The sequence below is a fragment of the Vibrio sp. V33_P6A3T137 genome, assembly GCF_009904835.1.
GTDB classification, from domain to species: domain Bacteria; phylum Pseudomonadota; class Gammaproteobacteria; order Enterobacterales; family Vibrionaceae; genus Vibrio; species Vibrio metschnikovii.
Genome location: NZ_WXWK01000131.1, coordinates 1 through 21839 on the forward strand (window position 1 = coordinate 1; position 21839 = coordinate 21839).

Consider the following 21839-nt stretch of genomic DNA (forward strand, 5'->3'; position numbering starts at 1 on the left):
CGCTTCCTGGTTAACTTAGTCAACTCGGAAGAGGCAGCTATTTTAGCGAGATAAACTTTCGTGTCAAACACTTTTTTCATTTATCTTTTCAAGGTAAAAACCTTTTTAAAACAACTTACTGACTGGCTTAATAATTTAAGCTTTACCTTGTCAGCGAGGCGGCATTATAGAGATCAACATCACATTGGCAAGCACTTTTTTGAACTTTTTTGCCAATCAATAAACAAGCGTACAAAAACAAAGCAAACAGAACAAAACCAACCATATTTCGTTACATCTGATTAAACTGATTAGCGAAATTAGTCACCTTTTGCCAATTTGTGTACTCCACCTCTTTCGTAGTATCCGTTTCTCCACCAGTTAAACTCATAATAAAGCGAATCATCATCTTATCGAACAGACCATAACGCGGATAATATAAAGCACCAGCAAAAACACCGATCAAACTCGGCTTCCAAGGCGATTTTTTTAAGAAGGTTTGAATATAAACACTCCCTTCAGGAGTATCTTTACCTTGTTGTTCTTTGCGAGCCGTAAGATTAACGCAAAAAAAAGCGCACTTGTTTTGCTGTAAATAACTCTGGTTCGCTGCTATGAATGAATAAAGCTGAGGATTCAATCGACCATAACGAATGGATGCGCCAATAAGAACTTTATCGTAAGTTGATAAGTCTTCTGCAGTGTAGTGTTGTAAGTCCTGAATCTCACATTGACTACCAACAAGCTTATTAGCGATAAACTGGATGATTTTCTTAGTTTGTCCTTCACGGGACGAATATAACATCAATATTTTCACGAAATCCCCTTAGCTACGCCAAAAAGTAGGCGTGAGTAAAATAAGTAATGTGAATATCTCTAGTCGACCAAATAGCATAGATACGATCAGAATCCATTTAGCCGCATCGTTAATATCCGCAAAATGAGACGCAACCTCGCCAAGTCCTGGACCAAGATTATTTAACGTCGCGGCTACCGCAGAAAAGGCGGTTAATTCATCGATTCCAGTAAAGATTAACGCCAACATACAGACCACAAATACTAAAGCGTACGCAGAAAAAAAACCCCAAACGGCATCAACAACCCGTTGTGGTAGAGCGCTATCACCTAACTTGATCGGATAAATAGCCCTTGGGTGCACCAAACGCTTCATTTCACGTGCACCTTGTAATGTTAATAAGAACACTCGGATCACTTTCATCCCGCCGCCTGTCGAACCAGCGCAGCCACCGATAAAAGAAGAAAATAATAATAAAACCGGTAAAAAGAGCGGCCACTCAGAAAAACCCGTCGTCGTAAAGCCAGCGGTAGTGGATATAGAAACCGTTTGAAACAGCGTTTGATCAAAAGCATGGTATAGCGAGTCATAACTATGATGCTTAAGAATGACCAGAAAACAGATGATAAATAAAATCACTTGGATCAGGATAAAAGCTCGAAACTCCCTATCAGCCCAATAATATTTAGGATGAACGCCTCCTGTAGCAAAGGCGGCATAGTGAAGAGTAAAGTTACAAGCAGAAATGAGTAAGAAAATTACGGTGATCAGATTAATCGCATAACTGTCAAAGTATCCGATACTCGCATCATGGGTTGAAAAACCACCAATCGCAATGGTTGAGAAGCTATGACATATTGCATCAAACAGCGTCATACCAGCAAACCAATACGCTGCCGCGCAAGCAATAGTTAGGCTTAAATAGATATACCATAAGGCTTTCGCCGTTTCAGCTATTCGGGGGGTAACTTTATTGTCTTTAACTGGGCCAGGAATTTCTGCACGATAGAGCTGCATTCCCCCAATCCCCAACACTGGTAAGATAGCCACAGCGAGAACGATGATCCCCATTCCACCAAACCATTGTAAAAACTGACGATAAAAAAGAATCGCTTTAGGCAAATCGTCAAGGCCAACAATCACCGTTGCTCCCGTGGTCGTTAAGGCAGAGAACGATTCAAAAAAGGCATCGGTTACAGACACATTTGGGTTGTCCGCTAATAAAAACGGCAGTGCTCCAGCACTACCAATAACGGTCCAGAATAAAACAACAATCAAAAATCCATCTCGTGCTTTTAACTCATGGCGATGGTGGCGATTAGGCAGCCATAGCAAGCTCCCTAAAATAAAAAGCACGAAAAAAGTAGAGACAAAAGGCACCCCGGCACCATCACCATAGATTAAGGCAACAGAAGCAGGTATCAGCATAGACACACTAAACAAAGCGAGCAATAGCCCGACGATTCGAATAATTGAACGAAATTGCATAAAAAATGACGAAGCTCTGCTTCTGACTTCCTAAGTATGTTCTATGTGAGTAACAAGAATTTTAGCACCACTCTTGTTAATAATATTTTGTGTAAAATCATTCAGGTTACCCCAAGGTAACTCCATGATAATCTGCACATTATCATGGTACTGAGCTTCAACCTGTTTGGCTTCATACTCATTCATGATCGATTGAGCTAAGGCAATAAAACTGTAGTCTAACGTTAGCAATACTTTTGTGGTGATTTTTTTCTCATTTATTTGAAGCTGCTTAAGCGCTTGCTGTACCCCGCCACCGTAGGCTTTTACTAACCCTCCTGTACCAAGCAAAATACCACCATAATAACGTGTGACGACAGCGGTAATTTCTCCAATTCCAGAACCTGATAATTGTGCAAGCATCGGCTTACCCGCCGTACCAGAAGGTTCACCATCATCACTAAAGCCCCATAACGTTGAGTTTTCAGGCCGTCCTGCGATAAATGCTGAGCAATGATGTCGCGAATCGGGATGCTGTTGCTTAATAGAAGCAATAAATGCCTTAGCTTCTTCAACTCCAGAGGTATGAGTAAGATAAGTGAGAAAGCGGCTTTTTTTTATCTCTTCCTCAAACAAGCAGGCCTCTGCTGGAATAGGATAAGACTGAACGTTCATAACTCAATAGTCGATCGTAAAAAGGTGACTTAGTGTATCACGAACGTAACAAAAGTCGGCTCGGATTGGTAACAAGCGCACAATGTTAAACACTTGTTTAAAAAATGTATTGAAATTAATCTATCTCCCGTTCAAACTGAAAAAACTGGTCAAACCAGAACATTAATACCACAACACTCTCACACGCAATCGCCGGATTGTATGTCACGGAGATAGACAATGATTTACCAAGCCAAAACCCTACAGGTAAAGGAATTGCAAGATGGTATCGCAGAGCTGAACTTTTGCTCTCCTGAATCCGTCAATAAACTTGATCTAGCAACCCTTACCGCACTTAATGAAGCTCTAGATGCTTTACACCAGCACTCTGGATTAAAAGGACTGATCCTGACTTCAAATAAACCTGCTTTTATCGTCGGTGCTGATATTACTGAGTTTTTAGGTTTATTTGCGATGCCTGATGCTGAGCTTGATCAGTGGTTAGTGTTTGCTAACACTATCTTTAACAAATTAGAAGACCTACCAGTCCCAACCTTATCTGCCTTAACAGGTTTCACTTTAGGTGGTGGCTGTGAGTGTGTACTTGCTACTGACTTTAGAATCGGCGATAAGACAACCAGTATTGGACTACCAGAAACTAAGCTCGGGATCATGCCCGGATTTGGTGGAACCGTCCGTCTACCTCGCTTAATTGGCGCCGACAGCGCAATGGAAATCATCACTCAAGGTAAAGCCTGCCGAGCTGAGGAAGCGCTTAAGTTAGGCTTACTTGATGCGATTGTCGACAGCGATAAGCTACTTGAATCCGCACTCAATACCATCACTCAAGCGATTAATGAGAAAATTGACTGGGTAGGACGACGCCAACAAAAAACGTCACCGTTAACCTTAAGCAAAATGGAAAGCATGATGAGCTTTACCATGGCAAAAGGTGTTGTTGCTCAAGTCGCTGGTAAACATTATCCCGCGCCAATGACCGCAGTAGTCACCATTGAACAAGCCGCGCGTAGCTCACGCGATGAAGCACTGGATATTGAACGTCAGCACTTCATCAAATTGGCGAAATCAACCGAAGCTCAAGCGTTAGTGGGTCTCTTTTTAAATGATCAACACATTAAAGGATTAGCGAAACAATCGGCTAAATCAGCCAGCCAAGACACCCAACGTGCAGCTGTATTGGGCGCCGGCATTATGGGAGGCGGTATCGCTTACCAATCTGCCAGTAAAGGTGTGCCAGTCTTGATGAAAGATATCGCTCAGCCTTCACTCGACCTAGGCATGACCGAGGCTTCTAAACTACTCAATAAGCAACTAGAACGCGGTAAAATTGATGGCTTCAAAATGGCGGGCATTCTTGCTTCCATCACCCCAAGCTTACATTATGCGGGTATAGAACAGGCCGATGTGATTGTTGAAGCAGTAGTCGAAAATCCTAAAGTTAAAGCAGCGGTATTGAGTGAAGTTGAAAGCCAAGTTTCGGATAACACGATCATTACGTCCAATACGTCAACTATTCCGATTAATTTGCTCGCCAAATCACTGAAACGCCCAGAAAACTTCTGTGGTATGCACTTTTTTAATCCTGTGCATCGTATGCCATTAGTTGAGATCATTCGTGGCGAGAAAACCTCTGACGATACCATTAATCGCGTTGTCGCTTATGCGGCCAAAATGGGTAAATCGCCAATTGTCGTTAATGATTGTCCGGGCTTTTTCGTTAACCGTGTTCTGTTCCCTTACTTCGGTGGTTTCAGCTTGCTATTACGTGATGGTGCTGATTTCACCCAAATCGATAAAGTTATGGAACGTCAGTTTGGCTGGCCAATGGGACCCGCGTATTTACTCGACGTGGTTGGTCTTGATACCGCCCATCACGCACAAGCGGTCATGGCAGAAGGTTTTCCTGAACGAATGGGTAAACAAGGCCGCGATGCGATCGATGTTCTTTATGAAGCCAATAAATATGGCCAAAAAAATGGTCATGGCTTCTATCGCTATTCGATAGATAAAAAAGGCAAACCGAAGAAAAACTTCTCGGATGAAATTTTACCTCTTCTTGCTGACGTCTGTGCCAACCCACAGCCTTTTGAAGCTCAAACGATCATTGAACGAATGATGATTCCGATGATCAACGAAGTCGTGCTATGTCTAGAAGAGGGAATTATTGCTTCTCCTCAAGAAGCCGATATGGCCTTGGTCTACGGTTTAGGATTCCCTCCATTCCGTGGTGGGGTTTTCCGCTACCTCGATACCATCGGCTTAGAGCAATACATTACGATGGCCAGACAGCATCAGCATTTAGGCGCGATGTATCACCTACCACAACTGTTACTGGATATGGCAGAAAAAGGGCAGCGCTTTTACCCCATCCCTGCTCCGGCTTCTTTATAAACAGTGATTTGGAAAAGGAATAACAAAATGAATACTGTAGTGATTGTTGATTGCCTTCGTACGCCAATGGGACGTTCGAAAGGCGGAGCATTTCGCCACCAGCGCGCTGAAGATCTCTCGGCTCATCTGATGAAGGGAATATTGGCTCGTAACCCACAAGTCAATCCGCAAGAGATCGAAGACATTTATTGGGGCTGTGTACAACAAACCTTAGAACAAGGGTTTAATGTCGCTCGTAATGCCGCCTTACTTGCTGGCCTACCGATAGATATTGGCGCGGTTACCGTCAACCGTTTATGCGGTTCATCGATGCAAGCTTTACACGACGCAGCACGAGCAATTATGGTTGGTGATGCGGAGATCTGCTTGGTCGGTGGTGTTGAGCATATGGGTCATGTACCGATGAATCATGGTGTTGACTTCCATCCTGGTTTATCAAAGAACGTAGCCAAAGCCGCCGGTATGATGGGCTTAACCGCAGAAATGCTTGGCAAGCTGCATGGCATAAGCCGTGAGCAACAAGATGCTTTCGCGGCTCGTTCTCATCAACGCGCTCAAGCCGCAACCGTCGAAGGCCGTTTTAAAAATGAGATTTTACCGACCGAAGGTCATAGCGCAGATGGAACCTTATTTACGCTAGATTATGATGAAGTCATCCGCCCAGAAACGACGGTTGAAGGTTTAGCAGAACTACGTCCAGTTTTTGATCCCGCCAATGGAACTGTGACTGCTGGCTCTTCATCTGCTCTTTCTGATGGCGCATCGGCTATGCTGATCATGAGTGAAGCCAAAGCTAAAGCCTTAGGACTGACCATTCGCGCTAAAGTCAAATCAATGGCGATTGCCGGTTGCGACCCATCGATTATGGGTTATGGACCAGTACCCGCGACCAAAAAAGCGCTGCAACGCGCTGGGCTAACAATGGCTGATATCGATCTCGTCGAGTTAAATGAAGCCTTTGCCGCTCAATCTCTGCCTTGTGCAAAAGATCTTGGTTTGATGGATTTAGTCGATGAGAAAGTCAACTTAAACGGTGGTGCGATTGCTTTAGGCCATCCTTTAGGCTGTTCAGGAACCCGTATTTCGACGACATTGATCAACCTCATGGAAGAGAAGGATGCTAAATATGGTCTGGCTACGATGTGTATTGGCCTAGGTCAAGGTATAGCAACGATTTTTGAACGTCCATAACACGTTGATTTATGTTTGAAGAGCCAGTTTAATCACTGGCTCTTCTTTTTTAAGCGTCAGTTTTTAACCAATCGCGATGTAACTGCTCACTATCACCTAAATAATCTACCATCCATTCAATTAATTGATGGTTCTCATCTTTACGCCACACTAAGCAACATTGACTTAATGGCTTATTATCAGGGAGATCTTTAGCAATTAACTGACCAGAAGACAGCAAAGGTTGAGCCATATGACTGGGCATAAAACCTACCCCTAATCCTTTTTTTAAACACTCCTTCGCACTATACCAATTGGGTAGTAAAAGACGTCGCTGCTTTGGATAATGCCCTGTATGACGCTTAGGTAATAGACTGGAAGTATCATCCAAACAAATCGCAGGATATTGGCTCACCAGTTCTTCAGTTAACATATCGACATCTGCACAAGGATGATCTGGGGATAGCACAAACACCCAATCTAATAATCCCATATCGCGCACTTCAAAATCCCCACCAACAGGTATTGCGGAGGTCGCCCCAATCACAATATCTGCCCGGCCTTGAGAAATCGCCTCCCACGATCCATTAAACACTTCCATATTGATTTGTAGCTCGGCAAATTCAAACGTTTGATAAAAGTTCTCAACCATAGGTTTGATGCAATCAAGCTTGACGACATTATCTAGCGTCAATTTAAGGGTTTTTTGCCATCCGTGTGCTGCTCTTCTGGTTTGTGATTTGATCTCCTCCATTTGCCGCAATAAATGGCGAGCTTCGACCATAAAAAGCTCACCAGCACTGGTTAATTCCACTTTTCGCGGTAAACGACGAAATAAAATCACCCCCAACTCCGTTTCGACTTGACGAACCCCATAGCTGATCGCCGAGGGAACTTTATGCAAGACCTCTGCTGCCGCAGTAAAACTGCCTAATCTGGCAACGGTATCAAGCATTTCCAGAGATGATTTAGAGAACATAGCCAACCCACCAATCAATTTTTTTGAACGATAACCAATAAATTTCGCGTTTCATTTAATACAAAATAATCAATACAATAAATAACCATAGAGAACATAGCTATCAATAGCAAACAACAAGAAAAAATGAATTAATTTTTTTGATAGGAATAAAAATGAAAGTCTCACCTTTACAACTGTTTTACTTATCAGCGCTATCGATGCTCGGCTTTATTGCTACCGATATGTATTTACCTGCCTTTAAAATCATGGAACATGATTTTGCGACAGGTCCAGAGCAGATCGCGCTGTCTTTGACGGTATTTTTAATGGGGATGGCGATAGGCCAACTTTTATGGGGCTTAGCCTCCGATAAGTTTGGACATCGTAATACCTTAATTGTCGGACTGGTGATTTTTACCATTGCTTCTTGCGGCTTAGCTTATAGCGAAGAAGTATGGCAATTGCTGAGTTTACGTTTTGTCCAAGCGATTGGGGTTTGTGCACCAGCGGTTATTTGGCAAGCGATGGTGATTAAGCGTTACCCGAGTCAAGTTAGCCAACAACTTTTTGCAACGATAATGCCACTAGTCGCATTATCCCCTGCGCTGGCACCACAATTGGGAGTGCTGCTCGCCAATACCTTCGGCTGGCATAGTATTTTCTTTACGCTCACTCTGATGGGGGTTGCTCTGGTTATCTGTACGGGTTTACAAGACAACGTCAAAGGTGATCCGAAAACAACATCGATTGCCGAAGATATCAAATATCTTTTCCAAAGTCGGGCTTATATCGGTAATGTGATGATGTTTGCTTGTGCTTCTGCGGCTTTTTTTGCCTATCTAACCGGAATGCCAGAAATCATGGCACAGCTAGGTTATGAAGCCAAAGACATTGGGATGAGCTTTATCCCACAAACCATCGCGTTCATGGTTGGGGGTTATATTGGTAAAAAATCGGTCAACAAATATGGGGATGAGAAAGTCCTTAAGCAACTACTCGCCCTATTTACCTTATCATCGGTACTGATATTTGTTGCATCGCAGTGGACACTCACCTCTATTTGGCCAATCTTAGCGCCTTTCTGTTTGATCGCTGTAGCGAATGGTGCACTTTACCCAATAGTGGTTAATCGTGCACTATCGAGCGCAAAACATAGCCCAGCCACTGCCGCGGGTATGCAAAATAGCCTGCAAATTTGTGCCGCAAGTTTAGCTAGCGCTTTAGTCGCTACATTAGCAAGTCAAGCTCAAGTGGTTACTGGCGTCGCAATTATTATTTGTATGTTTGGTCTTTGGGTCGGATACATCATTGCTAACCGACACTTAAGCCAACAGTTTACCACACCGGATAACTCTCGCGTTGTGCGCGATAAATAGCGACGTAAACGAAGTGCAAAAACACCATCGCCCGCATGATGCGGGCGATGGTGTTTAGAACACGGTTTATTTTTTCACAGGCCGTGACCACCCAGAAATTTTCTTTTCTTTAGCGCGAGTAATCACTAACTCACCAGCGGCCACAGGCTTAGTCAGCGTGGTTCCCGCACCAACCGTTGCTCCATCCGCTATCGTAACCGGTGCAATCAATTGGCTATCTGAACCGATAAATACGTCATTGCCAATAATCGTTTTATGTTTATTAGCCCCATCGTAATTACAAGTAATTACTCCTGCCCCAATATTAACCCGCTGCCCAACCTCGGCATCCCCTAGGTAAGTAAGATGATTGGCCTTTGAGCCTTCACCCAAGCGAGCATTTTTCATCTCGACAAAGTTACCGACATGGGCATCATCACGCAGTTCAGCGCCGGGGCGTAAACGGCTGAATGGACCGACGGTACAATCTTCACCGACCGTTGCACCTTCAATAATGCTATAGGGACGAATTACTGTATTATCATCAATCTCACAATCAATAAGGATTGAACCGGCACCAATCACAACGTTATTGCCTATCGATACCTGACCTTCGATCACGACATTAACGTCAATTTCGACATCAACCCCACATTGCAACTCACCGCGCAGATCAAATCGTGCAGGATCGCGCAACATCACGCCTTGCTCAAGCAACTTATTAGCTTGGCGAGCTTGGAAAGCACGCTCTAAACGAGCAAGTTGAATGCGATCATTGACACCTTCCACTTCAATTGAACTGACTGGATGTACCGCTTCAACCGCCCGCCCTTCATCATGAGCAGCGGCAATCACATCCGTTAAATAATACTCACCCTGAGCGTTATTCTTATTAAGCCCTTTTAACCAGCGTTTTAAATCTCCACCCGTGGCAACCATAACACCCGTGTTGATCTCTTTAATTTGTTTTTGCTCTTCACTGGCATCTTTCTGCTCAACAATCGCCACCACTGGGCCGTTCTTACGGACAATACGTCCATAGCCCGTTGGGTTATCGAGAACCACCGTCAACAGCGCAATACCACCTGTTGGTTGAGCTTCAAGTAAACTTTCTATGGTCTGCTCAGAGATCAATGGAACATCACCATACAAAACCAAGATTTTTTCATCGTCTCTAAACTGATCCGACGCCTGATCCACCGCGTGTCCAGTGCCGAGTTGCTCTGCTTGCAAAACCCAGTTAACGGGCTCCTCGGCCAGAACGTGTTGCATTTGCTCTCCACCATGCCCATACACCAAATGGATATTATGTGCTCCAAGATTATGGCAGGTGCTAATCACATGTTTGACCATGGGCTTTCCTGCCAAAGTGTGCAGCACTTTAGGAATATGGGAGTGCATACGGGTGCCTTTGCCTGCGGCAAGGATCACAGCGCTAAATTTCATCGGATACCTATGACGTTATATAAAATATGGCTCGCATTTTAGCGGGTAACACGAGACGTGTTAATTTTCTAGTGCAAGTTTTTGATAAAAAACCAACAAAAAGGCGACCAGAAGGTCGCCTTTTATGATTACGTACTGAAAAGAGATCAGCGACGCTTTCTTATTAGATCAATGACTCGTAACTGAGCAATCGCTTTAGCCAGTTCACTCGATGCCTGCGCAAAGTTCACATCACCATGATTGTCATTTAGCAACTCTTCTGCTGAGCGTTTCGCTTCAGCCGCTTTTGCTTCATCAAGCTCTTCAGCACGAATCGCAGTATCTGCTAAAATCGTTACATCATTCGGTTGAACTTCGAGTATGCCACCAGAAAGGTAAATAATTTCTTCTTTACCTTTTATGGTTACAATACGCACCATCCCCGGTCTGATGTAAGTCAGTAAAGGGACGTGTCCTGCTAAAACGCCTAAATCTCCGCTTTCACCCGAGACTTGAATAGACCGCGCCCAACCGGAAAAAATCCGCTTTTCAGCACTGACTACATCTAAGTTAAAGGTTACTGATGCTGTCATAAAGCCTCCTTGGAGATTTGAGCGTTATAGCTTCTTGGCATTCTCAAGTGCATCGTCAATCGTACCGCAGTACATGAACGCTTGCTCTGGAATGTCATCATAATCGCCAGCTAATAAACCTTTAAAGCCACGCAACGTCTCTTTCAGCGATACGTAAACACCTGGGTCACCAGTAAAGACTTCCGCTACGTGATAAGGCTGAGTTAAGAAACGCTCAATCTTACGCGCGCGAGCAACCACTTGCTTATCAGATTCAGACAACTCGTCCATACCCAAAATAGCAATGATATCTTTAAGTTCTTTATAGCGCTGTAGCGTTGACTGAACACCACGAGCGACATCGTAATGCTCTTGGCCAACCACCAATGGATCCAACTGACGAGACGTTGAATCAAGCGGGTCAATCGCAGGGTAAAGACCCATTGCCGCGATGTTACGGTTAAGTACTACCGTTGCATCCAAGTGAGCAAACGTCGTCGCTGGTGACGGGTCAGTTAAGTCATCCGCAGGTACATAAACCGCTTGTACTGAAGTGATAGAACCCGTCTTCGTTGACGTGATACGCTCTTGCAGTACACCCATCTCTTCAGCAAGCGTTGGTTGATAACCTACCGCAGAAGGCATACGACCAAGCAGTGCCGACACTTCTGTTCCCGCCAGGGTATAACGATAAATGTTATCGATAAACAGCAATACGTCACGACCTTCATCACGGAATTTCTCCGCCATGGTCAAGCCAGTCAAAGCAACACGTAGACGGTTACCTGGTGGCTCGTTCATCTGGCCATAAACCATCGCTACTTTTGATTCTTCTGGCTTTTCGATGTTAACAACACCCGCTTCCTGCATTTCGTGGTAGAAGTCGTTACCCTCACGAGTACGCTCTCCCACCCCAGCAAATACAGAAAGACCTGAGTGTTGTAGTGCGATGTTATTGATAAGCTCCATCATGTTAACGGTCTTACCTACACCAGCACCACCAAAGAGACCGATTTTACCGCCTTTAGCAAACGGACAAATCAAATCAATTACTTTTACACCAGTTTCAAGTAGCTCTGTCGAGTTAGATTGCTCTTCATAACTTGGCGCTAAACGGTGAATAGAGTAAGTCTCTTCTGCACCAATTTCTCCGCGCTCGTCAATCGCATCACCGAGTACGTTCATGATACGACCAAGGGTTTTAACCCCTACTGGTACTGATATTGGACCGCCAGTATTTTCAACTGTCATTCCACGACGTAAACCATCTGAGCTGCCCATTACAATACAGCGAATGATACCACCGCCTAACTGTTGTTGAACCTCAAGAACAAGACGCTCTTTTGAGTCTTGAACGTTAAGTGCATCATAAACGCTAGGCACTGAGCTCTGTGGAAACTCTACGTCGACTACCGCACCGATGATCTGTACGATCTTACCTGTAGCCATCGTTAATCCTCTAGTCTGTTAATTACCTTTGTTAAACCGCTGCTGCGCCGCTAACAATCTCTGACAATTCTTGGGTGATGGCTGCTTGGCGAGCCTTGTTATACACCAGTTGTAAATCATCAATCAGATTACCTGCGTTATCCGATGCTGCTCTCATCGCAACCATTCGGGCAGACATTTCACACGCCAAGTTTTCCACTACAGATTGATATACTTGTGATTCTACATGTCGAGTCATCAAGGTATTCAGTAGTTTGTTCTGATCAGACTCAAACATGTAACTCCAAGCATGCTTGCGATCTAAATCATCTTCTTGTGCTTTTGGCAAAGGTAATAATTGTTCTGTCTTTGGCTGTTGAGTCATCGAGTTAACAAACTCGTTGTACACAAGAAACAAACGATCGATTTCACCTTCTTTGTACTTGGTCAACATAACACTGATAGTACCGATCAAATCATCTAATTGTGGCTCATCACCAATACCGGTTTTCTGAGCGACAATTTTTGCCCCTATGCCTCGGAAATAAGAACTACCTTTACTTCCAATCATCGCGATTTCAATCGCACTGCCACGGCTAGAATATTCATTCATATGCGCGATAGCTTTTTTAAACATATTAATGTTTAAACCACCACACAAACCGCGATCGGTGGATACGACGATATACCCAACACGTTTAGCTTCACGTTCCTCTAAGTAAGGATGTTTAAACTCCAAAGTACCGTTTGCTAAATGACCAATGACTTTACGAATTGTTTTTGAATATGGACGAGGCCCTTCCATCGCATCTTGAGTTCGACGCATTTTAGAAGCCGCAACCATTTCCATTGCTTTAGTAATTTTTTGAGTGCTTTTGACACTCCCAATCTTACTGCGAATCTCTTTTGTATTGGCCATCGTTACTCTCCGTTAATTACAATGTGGCTTGTAATTACCAAGTCTGAGTTGCTTTAAAATCTTCCACTAACTTTTTCAACTTAGCTTCAATTTCATCGTTGTAAGCACCCGTCTTGTCAATTTCCGTTTTTAAATCGGCATATTGAGAATGAGCATACGACAGTAGTGCCGATTCAAAATCCAACACTTTATTCAATTCGACATCGCTTAAGTAACCGCGCTCAGCAGCAAAAATAACCAACGCCTGATCAAAAACTGACATTGGTGCATATTGCTTTTGCTTCATCAATTCAGTCACTTTTTGACCATGGTTCAGCTGACGTTTCGTCGCCTCATCCAGATCAGAAGCAAACTGAGCAAATGCTGCAAGTTCGCGATAAGCCGCCAGAGCAGTACGGATACCACCAGAGAGCTTTTTGATGATTTTTGTCTGTGCAGCACCACCTACCCGAGAAACAGAGATACCTGGATCAACCGCAGGACGAACCCCAGCATTAAATAACTCAGTTTGTAGGAAGATCTGACCATCGGTAATCGAAATCACGTTGGTTGGTACGAAAGCAGAAACGTCACCGGCTTGGGTTTCAATGATCGGTAATGCCGTTAAAGAACCGGTTTTACCTTTCACTTCACCGTTAGTGAAACGTTCTACATACACTTCACTCACACGAGCCGCACGCTCTAAGAGACGAGAGTGGAGGTAAAAAACGTCACCAGGGAAAGCTTCACGACCCGGTGGACGACGCAACAATAGCGAGATTTGACGATACGCCACCGCTTGCTTTGATAAATCATCATAAACAATCAGTGCATCTTCACCACGGTCACGGAAGTATTCACCCATGGCACAGCCAGAATAAGGCGCTAGATATTGTAGTGCTGCTGATTCAGAAGCAGAAGCAACCACAACGATGGTGTTTTTCAATGCACCATGCTCTTCCAGTTTACGTACAACGTTAGCAATGGTTGACGCTTTTTGGCCAATCGCTACGTAGATAGAATAGATACCTGAATCTTTCTGGTTAATGATCGCATCAATCGCCAAAGCGGTTTTACCCGTCTGACGGTCACCGATAATCAGCTCACGCTGACCTCGACCGATAGGAATCATCGCATCAACAGATTTATAACCCGTTTGTACAGGCTGATCGACCGATTTACGATCAATAACCCCAGGGGCAATCACTTCTACTGGAGAAGTTAATTTTGCGTCAATCGGACCTTTACCATCAATTGGCACACCTAATGTGTTCACCACTCGACCCAAAAGCTCAGGGCCCACTGGGACTTCAAGAATACGCCCAGTACTGGTCACTTTCATACCCTCACTGAGATCAGTGTAAGGGCCCATGACAACAGCACCTACCGAATCACGTTCGAGGTTAAGTGCGAGAGCAAAATTGCCGCCCGGCAGTTCAATCATTTCACCTTGCATCACGTCCGCTAGGCCGTGAATACGGATGATACCATCGCTTACTGATACGATAGTACCTTCATTACGAGCATCAGAAATAACGTTGAAACCTTCAATTCGCTTTCTGATGATTTCGCTGATTTCCGTGGAATTAAGTTGCATTGCTCCAATTCCCCTAATTAAGACTTCATCACGTCTTTCAGACGATTAATACGACCCAGTAACGAGCTATCAAGGATATTATCCTCTACTCGAATAACGGCTCCGCCAATAAGATTGCTGTCAATTTGGCAATTCAGCTTTACTTTACAGTCATAGCGTTTTTCTAAGTTACTGGTTAAAGTTTCAACCTGTTCATCGCTTAACTGATAAGAGCTCACTACCTCAACTTCCTTAGTACCAGAAGATTCAGTAGCTAACTTTTGAAACTGCTGACATATATCACCGAGCGCCGCTATGCGACGATTTTCCATCAACACCAATAAAAAATTCAGCATGGGTTGATCAAACTGCTCACCCGCTACATCAGCATACACCTGCAACAATTGTTGTGATTGTAAACTAAAAGCGGCCGATGATAATTCAGGCACCAACGACATTGTTTTTGCCAATTTAAGCATAGCTGACCACTGTTCAACCATACTGTGTTCACTGGCGTAACTGAATGCAGCCTTAGCGTATGGACGAGCAATCGTTGTCAAATCCGACATACAAATGCACTCCTTTATAGCTTCGCAGAAATACTATCAAGTATGTCTTGGTTAGCTGCCTTATCGACAGTTCGTTGAACAATCTTCTCAGCAGCAAGTAAAGCAAGAGTAGACACTTCTTTTTGCAGCTCATTACGAGCACGCAAAATTTGCGCTTCTAGTTCTGCTTGGCCTTGAGCCAAGATATGCTCACGCTCGTGCGCTGCCTCTTGACGAGCTTCGTCTAAAATTTGAGCTTTGCGTTTATTTGCCTGCTCAATAATGACTAGCGCTTCTTTTTTAGCAATTTTAAGCTGGTCTGCAGCATTGCTTTTAGCCAGATTAAGGGCTTTATCAGCACGCTCAGCAGAAGCTAAACCGTCAGCGATCGTTTTCTGACGCTCTTCTATGGCACTCATCAAAGGAGGCCATACATACTTCATGCAGAACCAAACAAAGAGTAAAAACGCTATAGTTTGGCCCAACAGAGTTGCATTGATATTCACACTAACTCTCCTTTATTTTGCTTCTGTTTACCCAATCATCTGTGCGTTTGGGTGACACAAAAAGGACTAGTTATGCAAACAACATGTACATAGAGATACCAACACCAATCATAGGTACCGCATCAAGCAGACCAGCAATAATAAACATGTTAGTTTGTAGTACAGGGGCCATCTCTGGTTGACGAGCAACCGATTCAAGGAATTTACCACCGAGGATAGCAAAACCAATACCGGTAGCTAAAGCACACATGCCTAGTAGTAGAGCAACAACGAAATAAGTTTCCATAATAAAAGTCTCCAGTTTTCTTGGGTTGTTTAAATTAAGAGTTTAATGAGAGTCATTACTTGCCATGCTGAGATAAACTATCGTCAACATCATAAAAATAAAGGCTTGCAGAGTAATAACCAAAATATGGAAGATGGCCCAAATGACATGCGCGACAACGCCTAAGCCACCAAGTACGAAACCAGCACCGTAAGTGATTGCGATCAAAACAAAGATCAGCTCACCTGCGTACATGTTACCGTACAGACGTAGCGAAAGGGATACCGGTTTTGCCAAAAAAGACACCGTCTCAAGAACTAAGTTGAAAGGAATCAACGCCCAATGGTTAATTGGATGTAGGGTAAATGCCTTAACAAACCCCTTAAATCCTTGGTATTTGATGTAGTAAGCAATTACCAATATCATGACCCCAATAGCCATCGCCAAGGTGATATTCAAGTTAACCGTAGGGAGAACTTTAAAATAATCAACACCTGCCAATGTCATTGCTGTAGGGACATAATCCACTGGTATTAAATCCATCAAATTCATCAGGAATATCCAGACGAAAATGGTTAATGCCAATGGTGCGACCAACTTATCCTTGCCATGAAAAGTTCCTTTGACTAAGCCGTCAACTTGCTCAATGAGCATTTCAACAAAGCATTGCCATTTACCAGGAACTCCCGTGGTTGCATTTTTCCCAACACGATAAAACAACCACAAAAACAGCACGCCTAGACCCACTGAAACCAATAATGCATCCCAGTTTAACGTCCAAAACCCAGCATCCGCACAGCCATAGTTTGTGGTGATGTTGCCATCAACCAAACAAACTTGAGCGCTTGTGAGGTGGTGCTGAATATATTCCTTCGGAGTATCAGCCATGGTGGTTCCCATTTTTTGCGGTAAGTAGTAAAGGTGCAAACCAGAAGACCAATATTGTCAGTTTATAACCTGACATCATAGCACCAGGGTGATGCACATCAGTGAGATTAAAAATCAGCACAAACATGATTACGGTTAACACCAGCTTTAAAGCCCACCCCATCATAATAAACCCGAGCATAACCGTACCGTCAGCATCTGGTTTTGGGAGAAAGGCAAACAGTGTATAGACATAGTTACCGATGAGGGCAATCGCTCCACCTTTTAAGATAAAACGCGCTTCATCGGGTCCCCAGTACATATACGTCACGCCCCCGATCAGCAACAAAAAAACCAGCTGAAGGTGAACAACTCGAAATGCCGCCTTAGCTTGCTGACTCTGTGTTGCTATAAACATCAAAAGCACCTGTTTTCTGTATTATTCGCCAAGTTACAGTACGTTAATAAAACATTGCAACTCGGTGAAAAAAGCTTCGAAATTATATATAGGTATCGTAAAAACTCAACTGAAAGCGGGTGAGCCAAGCCGCAGAAAATATATTCTATGACCGATTTTTATGATGCAATCGTATCTAATTGTTTCAATAGCTCGATCAATTGTTCTTGATTTGTAAAATCAATGGTTAAACGTCCTTTGCCATTGACTTGTAACTTTACCGCCATCTTTTTTTGTAATCGCTCAGCCAGTGCAGATAACTGCTGCTCAACCTCCGTAGCCAAGACTGGTGAAACAGGAGCCGCAGGAGCCTCACTAGACCAACGTTTAACTAAAGATTCAGCCTGACGTACCGTTAGTTGCTTGTCGACCATTACTTGTGCACAAGGCTGCTGTTGATCTACAGGTAAAACCAGTAGGCTACGAGCATGACCCATTTCCAGTTGTTTACTTTCAACGAGACGCTTAACGGCATCATCCAACTGATTTAAACGCAGTAAGTTACTTACTGTGGTGCGCGATTTGCCGATCACATCCGCCACTTGCTGATGGGTTAACTTAAATTCATCTTGTAATCGTTCTAGTGCCTGAGCTTCTTCGATCGCATTCAGATCTTCACGCTGGATATTTTCGATCAACGCCATCGCGATCGCGGCACGATCATCGACCCGCTTGATCAAGCAAGGCACTTGTTTTAAACCCGCCTGCTTAGCGGCACGCCAACGGCGCTCACCCGCGATGATCTCAAAACCACCAAACTCAAGCGGCCTAACCACGATGGGTTGAATAATACCTTGTGACTGAATAGAAAGAGCAAGCTCTTCCAGTGCTTCTGATGACATATCCTTACGAGGCTGATAAATGCCTGGTTTCAGGCTAGTAATCGATAACTCGATTAACTCACCATCGGTTGACATCGCTTGGCTGTGTGAAGCGGTTTGTTGCTTTTCCCTCGCCATAGAGCTGGTTGCCAGTAAAGCATCTAAGCCTTTTCCTAAACCACGTTTCGACATCTCAGAGCGTTCCTTTTCGGTATTATGCAGGGATTTCTTCGCGACGCAGCATTTCGCCCGCTAAAGCGAGGTAAGCTTTAGAACCCGCGGAATGCTTATCATAATACATGGCTGGTTTACCATGACTTGGGGCTTCAGCGAGCCGAACGTTACGTGGAATAACCGTGCGATACACTTTATTGCCAAAATGTTTTTTCAGCTGATCAGACACTTCATTTGCGAGTCGATTGCGTGGATCATACATGGTTCGTAATAATCCTTCGATCTTTAGATTCTCATTGACGACGGCGGCAAGTTTACTGATGGTGTCCATCAAAGCCGTTAACCCTTCTAACGCAAAATACTCACACTGCATGGGCACCAACACCGAATCGGCGGCAGCCATCGCATTGATTGTAAGTAGGTTTAAAGAAGGGGGGCAATCAATAAAGATGAAATCATAGTTATCGCGAACTAATGCCAACGCATTTTTCAAACGTACTTCTCGAGCAAACACTTCCATCAGCTTAATTTCGGCCGCGGTGACATCGCCATTCGCGGCAATCAAATCATAGTAACCCGACGTTTTTCTACACACCACTTGTTCAAATGGTGCTTCTTCGACAAGTAATTCATAAGCGGTGGCATCGACTTGGTATTTATCCACGCCACTGGCCATCGTTGCGTTGCCTTGCGGGTCAAGATCAACCACCAAAACTTTACGTTTTGTGGCCGCCATTGAAGCCGCTAAATTAATGCACGTTGTTGTTTTACCTACGCCACCTTTCTGGTTGGCGATCGCTACGATTTTGCCCACGGTATGCCTCGCTATTATCCCTTGCGCGATAAGATTACAAGATGACGCTCACCTTCCAACTCCGGAACTTTCAAAGCTTTGATGTCGATCACACTGCACCATTCAGGAAGAGAGTTTAGCTCTTCTTGCGGACGTTGCCCCTTTAAGGCTAAAAACACCCCCTGTTTAGCACAAGGTAAGTGATGACACCACTCTACCATATCTAACATGGAAGCAAAGGCACGACTGAGTACGCCATCAAAACCGTGCTCTGGCTTAAACTCTTCTACTCGACTTTGCAGTGCGGTGACATTATCGATTCTCAGCTCATGCAAAACTTGCTTAATAAATCGGATCCGCTTGCCTAAGCTATCGAGTAACACAAACTGTCTATCTGGGTTCATGATCGCCAAAGGAATCCCCGGCAATCCAGGCCCCGTACCTACATCAATAAAGCGTTGCCCCTGTAAATAGGGGCTGACCACAATACTATCGAGAATATGCTTAACCAACATTTCCTGTGGATCGCGTACAGAAGTTAGATTATACGCTTTATTCCACTTATTGAGTAACTCTACGTAACCGACCAGTTGCTCACGCTGCTGATCGGAAACGACCAAATCCGTTTGTGCAATCAATGCATCGAGTTTACTTCGTAATGGGTTCATTACGCAGCCTCTCCTTTTTTCAAGAGACCTTGCTTTTTCAGGTGTACTAATAAAATCGAGATAGCGGCAGGAGTTATCCCTGATATACGCGATGCAATCCCTAATGTTTCTGGCTTCGCCGCGTTTAATTTAAGTACAACTTCATTCGATAAGCCTTTGACTTGCTTATAATCTAAATCTGCTGGCAATTTGGTATGCTCATAGCGCAATGATTTTTCTATTTCATCTCGCTGACGCTGAATATAACCTTCGTATTTAACTTGAATCTCAACTTGTTCCGCCGCTTCACTATCTTCAATCGCTGGAGAAAACGTCGCGATAGACGTCACCTGTTGATAGCTCATTTCTGGACGACGCAACAAATCTTCCCCATTGGCTTCTCGCGAAATAGGGGTTTTCAATAATGCGTTCAACGCCTCAGCATCTGTAGACGTTGGATTAATCCAGGTTTCTTTTAAACGCTGGCGTTCTTGCTGCATATGCTCGACTTTTTGATTAAAACGAGCCCAACGTTGTTCACAAACTAAACCCAGTTGATAAGCTTTTTCTGTGAGACGGAGATCGGCGTTATCTTCGCGCAGCAACAAACGGTATTCAGCGCGAGAAGTGAACATACGATAAGGTTCTTTGGTGCCCATGGTTGAAAGATCATCGATCAATACGCCCATATAAGCTTGATCGCGGCGCGGGCTCCAACCTTCTTTATCTTGGCTATACAAGCTGGCATTCAAACCTGCCATCAAGCCTTGAGCGGCCGCTTCTTCATAGCCGGTGGTACCATTGATTTGCCCAGCAAAGAACAAGCCGTTAATAAACTTGGTCTCGTAAGTCTGTTTTAGATCTCTTGGGTCAAAGAAGTCATATTCAATCGCATAACCAGGTCGAACAATATGCGCATTTTCGAAGCCCTGCATCGAGCGCACAATTTGTACTTGGACATCAAACGGCAAACTGGTCGAGATACCATTAGGGTAAAGCTCGGTTGTTGTTAGTCCTTCAGGCTCAATAAAAATTTGGTGGCTGTTCTTATCTGCAAAGCGCATCACTTTATCTTCAATGGATGGGCAATAACGCGGACCAATCCCTTCGATAACTCCGGCATACATCGGGCTACGATCCAAGTTATTACGAATCACATCATGGGTTTTTTCATTGGTGTGGGTAATAAAACAAGGAATTTGACGTGGATGTTGCTCACGCTTGCCCATGAATGAAAAAACTGGCGTTGGATTATCGCCGTGTTGTGCTTCTAGCTGGGAGAAATCAACACTACGTGCATCAATTCGTGGCGGAGTACCCGTTTTTAAACGATCGACACGGAATGGCAGTTCACGTAAACGATGAGCCAAAGCGATCGAAGGAGGATCCCCAGCTCGACCGCCTGAAAAGTTTTCTAATCCTATGTGGATCTTGCCACCAAGGAAAGTCCCTACCGTCAATACCACCGATTTAGCGTGAAACTTAAGGCCCATTTGCGTGACAACACCACGCACATGATCTTGTTCAACGATCAAGTCGTCGGCTGCTTGCTGAAACAGGGTTAAATTCGGCGTATTTTCTAATGCATGACGAACATAAGCTTTATAAAGCGCACGATCTGCCTGAGCTCGAGTCGCACGAACCGCTGGACCTTTAGAAGCATTTAAAGTTCTAAATTGAATACCTGCATGGTCAATGGCTTGTGCCATTAAACCACCCATCGCATCCACTTCTTTGACTAAATGGCCTTTACCAATTCCGCCGATCGCGGGATTGCAGGACATCTGGCCTAAAGTATCGATATTATGAGTCAGAAGTAACGTACGCTGTCCTGTACGAGCGGCTGCGAGTGCGGCTTCCGTTCCTGCGTGACCGCCACCAACCACAATGACGTCAAATGTTTCGTGATAAAGCATGAACGACCTCAGGTATTTATTGAGATAGGGATAAACAAAAGAGACGTATTCTACCTTCTTTCCTAAGCAGAGAAAATCGCTTTTCGAGTTTTTTACTTCACGCGTTATTTAATAATATAAAGAAAGATCTATAGAGAGATCTTTTATTAGAT

The 21839-nt window shown here is 44.1% G+C and carries 21 protein-coding genes; 3 read left to right on the forward strand and 18 right to left on the reverse strand.

What is annotated here, in order from left to right; translation table 11 throughout:
* Positions 1-271: 271 nt before the first annotated feature.
* From hemG to CAG60_RS12485, 3 genes are read right to left on the reverse strand one after another with little or no spacing between them, the layout of a single operon-like run.
* Positions 272-784 carry a menaquinone-dependent protoporphyrinogen IX dehydrogenase gene (hemG, locus tag CAG60_RS12475; protein WP_154170722.1) on the reverse strand — a complete coding sequence of 171 codons (513 nt, stop codon included), beginning with the start codon at positions 782-784 and terminating at the stop codon, positions 272-274.
* A gap of 21 nt (positions 785-805) precedes the next feature.
* Positions 806-2263: a TrkH family potassium uptake protein gene (locus CAG60_RS12480; protein ID WP_004397523.1), complete on the reverse strand. Its 1458-nt coding sequence runs from the start codon at positions 2261-2263 to the stop codon at positions 806-808.
* A 30-nt stretch (positions 2264-2293) separates the two neighbouring features.
* The gene (locus CAG60_RS12485; RefSeq protein WP_161439058.1) at positions 2294-2917 is read right to left on the reverse strand and encodes a YigZ family protein; all 624 of its coding nucleotides are present in this window, start codon (positions 2915-2917) and stop codon (positions 2294-2296) included.
* A 219-nt stretch (positions 2918-3136) separates the two neighbouring features.
* Between CAG60_RS12485 and fadB the strand changes: the two genes are divergently transcribed.
* Both fadB and fadA read left to right on the forward strand, forming a co-directional pair.
* A complete protein-coding gene (gene fadB / locus CAG60_RS12490; RefSeq protein ID WP_161439059.1) occupies positions 3137-5308 on the forward strand; it encodes a fatty acid oxidation complex subunit alpha FadB in 2172 nt (723 codons plus the stop codon).
* A 27-nt stretch (positions 5309-5335) separates the two neighbouring features.
* On the forward strand, positions 5336-6499 hold the full coding sequence (gene fadA / locus CAG60_RS12495; protein ID WP_154169721.1) for an acetyl-CoA C-acyltransferase FadA: 1164 nt from the start codon (positions 5336-5338) through the stop codon (positions 6497-6499).
* 49 nt (positions 6500-6548) lie between these two features.
* Here fadA and punR read toward each other — a convergent pair whose 3' ends face one another.
* On the reverse strand, positions 6549-7457 hold the full coding sequence (gene punR / locus CAG60_RS12500) for a DNA-binding transcriptional activator PunR (protein WP_154169719.1): 909 nt from the start codon (positions 7455-7457) through the stop codon (positions 6549-6551).
* A 155-nt stretch (positions 7458-7612) separates the two neighbouring features.
* Between punR and punC the strand changes: the two genes are divergently transcribed.
* Positions 7613-8815: a purine nucleoside transporter PunC gene (gene punC, locus CAG60_RS12505; RefSeq protein WP_154169717.1), complete on the forward strand. Its 1203-nt coding sequence runs from the start codon at positions 7613-7615 to the stop codon at positions 8813-8815.
* A 66-nt stretch (positions 8816-8881) separates the two neighbouring features.
* On the opposite strand, the gene glmU is transcribed toward punC, so the two are convergent.
* From glmU to mnmG, 14 genes are all read right to left on the reverse strand, one after another.
* The gene (gene glmU / locus CAG60_RS12510) at positions 8882-10240 is read right to left on the reverse strand and encodes a bifunctional UDP-N-acetylglucosamine diphosphorylase/glucosamine-1-phosphate N-acetyltransferase GlmU (protein ID WP_158137550.1); all 1359 of its coding nucleotides are present in this window, start codon (positions 10238-10240) and stop codon (positions 8882-8884) included.
* A 146-nt stretch (positions 10241-10386) separates the two neighbouring features.
* Positions 10387-10812, reverse strand: a complete 426-nt coding sequence (locus CAG60_RS12515) for a F0F1 ATP synthase subunit epsilon (RefSeq protein WP_040905769.1) — start codon at positions 10810-10812, stop codon at positions 10387-10389.
* 24 nt (positions 10813-10836) lie between these two features.
* Positions 10837-12240 (reverse strand): F0F1 ATP synthase subunit beta, encoded by a 1404-nt coding sequence (gene atpD / locus CAG60_RS12520; RefSeq protein WP_154169713.1) that lies wholly within the window; start codon positions 12238-12240, stop codon positions 10837-10839.
* A gap of 31 nt (positions 12241-12271) precedes the next feature.
* Positions 12272-13138, reverse strand: coding sequence for a F0F1 ATP synthase subunit gamma (gene atpG, locus CAG60_RS12525; protein ID WP_161425455.1), 867 nt, complete (start codon positions 13136-13138; stop codon positions 12272-12274).
* Between the two features lie 34 nt (positions 13139-13172).
* A complete protein-coding gene (gene atpA / locus CAG60_RS12530) occupies positions 13173-14714 on the reverse strand; it encodes a F0F1 ATP synthase subunit alpha (RefSeq protein ID WP_161425456.1) in 1542 nt (513 codons plus the stop codon).
* Between the two features lie 17 nt (positions 14715-14731).
* Complete coding sequence (locus CAG60_RS12535; RefSeq protein ID WP_161425457.1) at positions 14732-15262, reverse strand: F0F1 ATP synthase subunit delta; 531 nt, start codon at positions 15260-15262, stop codon at positions 14732-14734.
* Positions 15263-15276: 14 nt separating this feature from the next.
* On the reverse strand, positions 15277-15747 hold the full coding sequence (gene atpF, locus CAG60_RS12540) for a F0F1 ATP synthase subunit B (RefSeq protein WP_161425458.1): 471 nt from the start codon (positions 15745-15747) through the stop codon (positions 15277-15279).
* Positions 15748-15817: 70 nt separating this feature from the next.
* Positions 15818-16048 (reverse strand): F0F1 ATP synthase subunit C, encoded by a 231-nt coding sequence (gene atpE / locus CAG60_RS12545; RefSeq protein ID WP_443084099.1) that lies wholly within the window; start codon positions 16046-16048, stop codon positions 15818-15820.
* Positions 16049-16075: 27 nt separating this feature from the next.
* The gene (gene atpB, locus CAG60_RS12550) at positions 16076-16900 is read right to left on the reverse strand and encodes a F0F1 ATP synthase subunit A (RefSeq protein WP_161425459.1); all 825 of its coding nucleotides are present in this window, start codon (positions 16898-16900) and stop codon (positions 16076-16078) included.
* Positions 16893-17297 carry an ATP synthase subunit I gene (locus tag CAG60_RS12555; protein ID WP_161425460.1) on the reverse strand — a complete coding sequence of 135 codons (405 nt, stop codon included), beginning with the start codon at positions 17295-17297 and terminating at the stop codon, positions 16893-16895. The genes atpB and CAG60_RS12555 overlap by 8 nt, the downstream gene beginning before the upstream one ends.
* 158 nt (positions 17298-17455) lie before the next feature.
* Complete coding sequence (locus tag CAG60_RS12560) at positions 17456-18349, reverse strand: ParB/RepB/Spo0J family partition protein (protein WP_158137551.1); 894 nt, start codon at positions 18347-18349, stop codon at positions 17456-17458.
* A 22-nt stretch (positions 18350-18371) separates the two neighbouring features.
* Entirely contained in the window at positions 18372-19145 is a 774-nt protein-coding gene (locus tag CAG60_RS12565; RefSeq protein ID WP_004397540.1) for a ParA family protein, read from the reverse strand.
* 14 nt (positions 19146-19159) lie between these two features.
* The gene (gene rsmG / locus CAG60_RS12570; protein ID WP_154169703.1) at positions 19160-19792 is read right to left on the reverse strand and encodes a 16S rRNA (guanine(527)-N(7))-methyltransferase RsmG; all 633 of its coding nucleotides are present in this window, start codon (positions 19790-19792) and stop codon (positions 19160-19162) included.
* Positions 19792-21687: a tRNA uridine-5-carboxymethylaminomethyl(34) synthesis enzyme MnmG gene (gene mnmG / locus CAG60_RS12575; protein WP_158137553.1), complete on the reverse strand. Its 1896-nt coding sequence runs from the start codon at positions 21685-21687 to the stop codon at positions 19792-19794. Before mnmG ends, rsmG begins: the two co-directional genes overlap by 1 nt.
* Positions 21688-21839 lie beyond the last annotated feature (152 nt).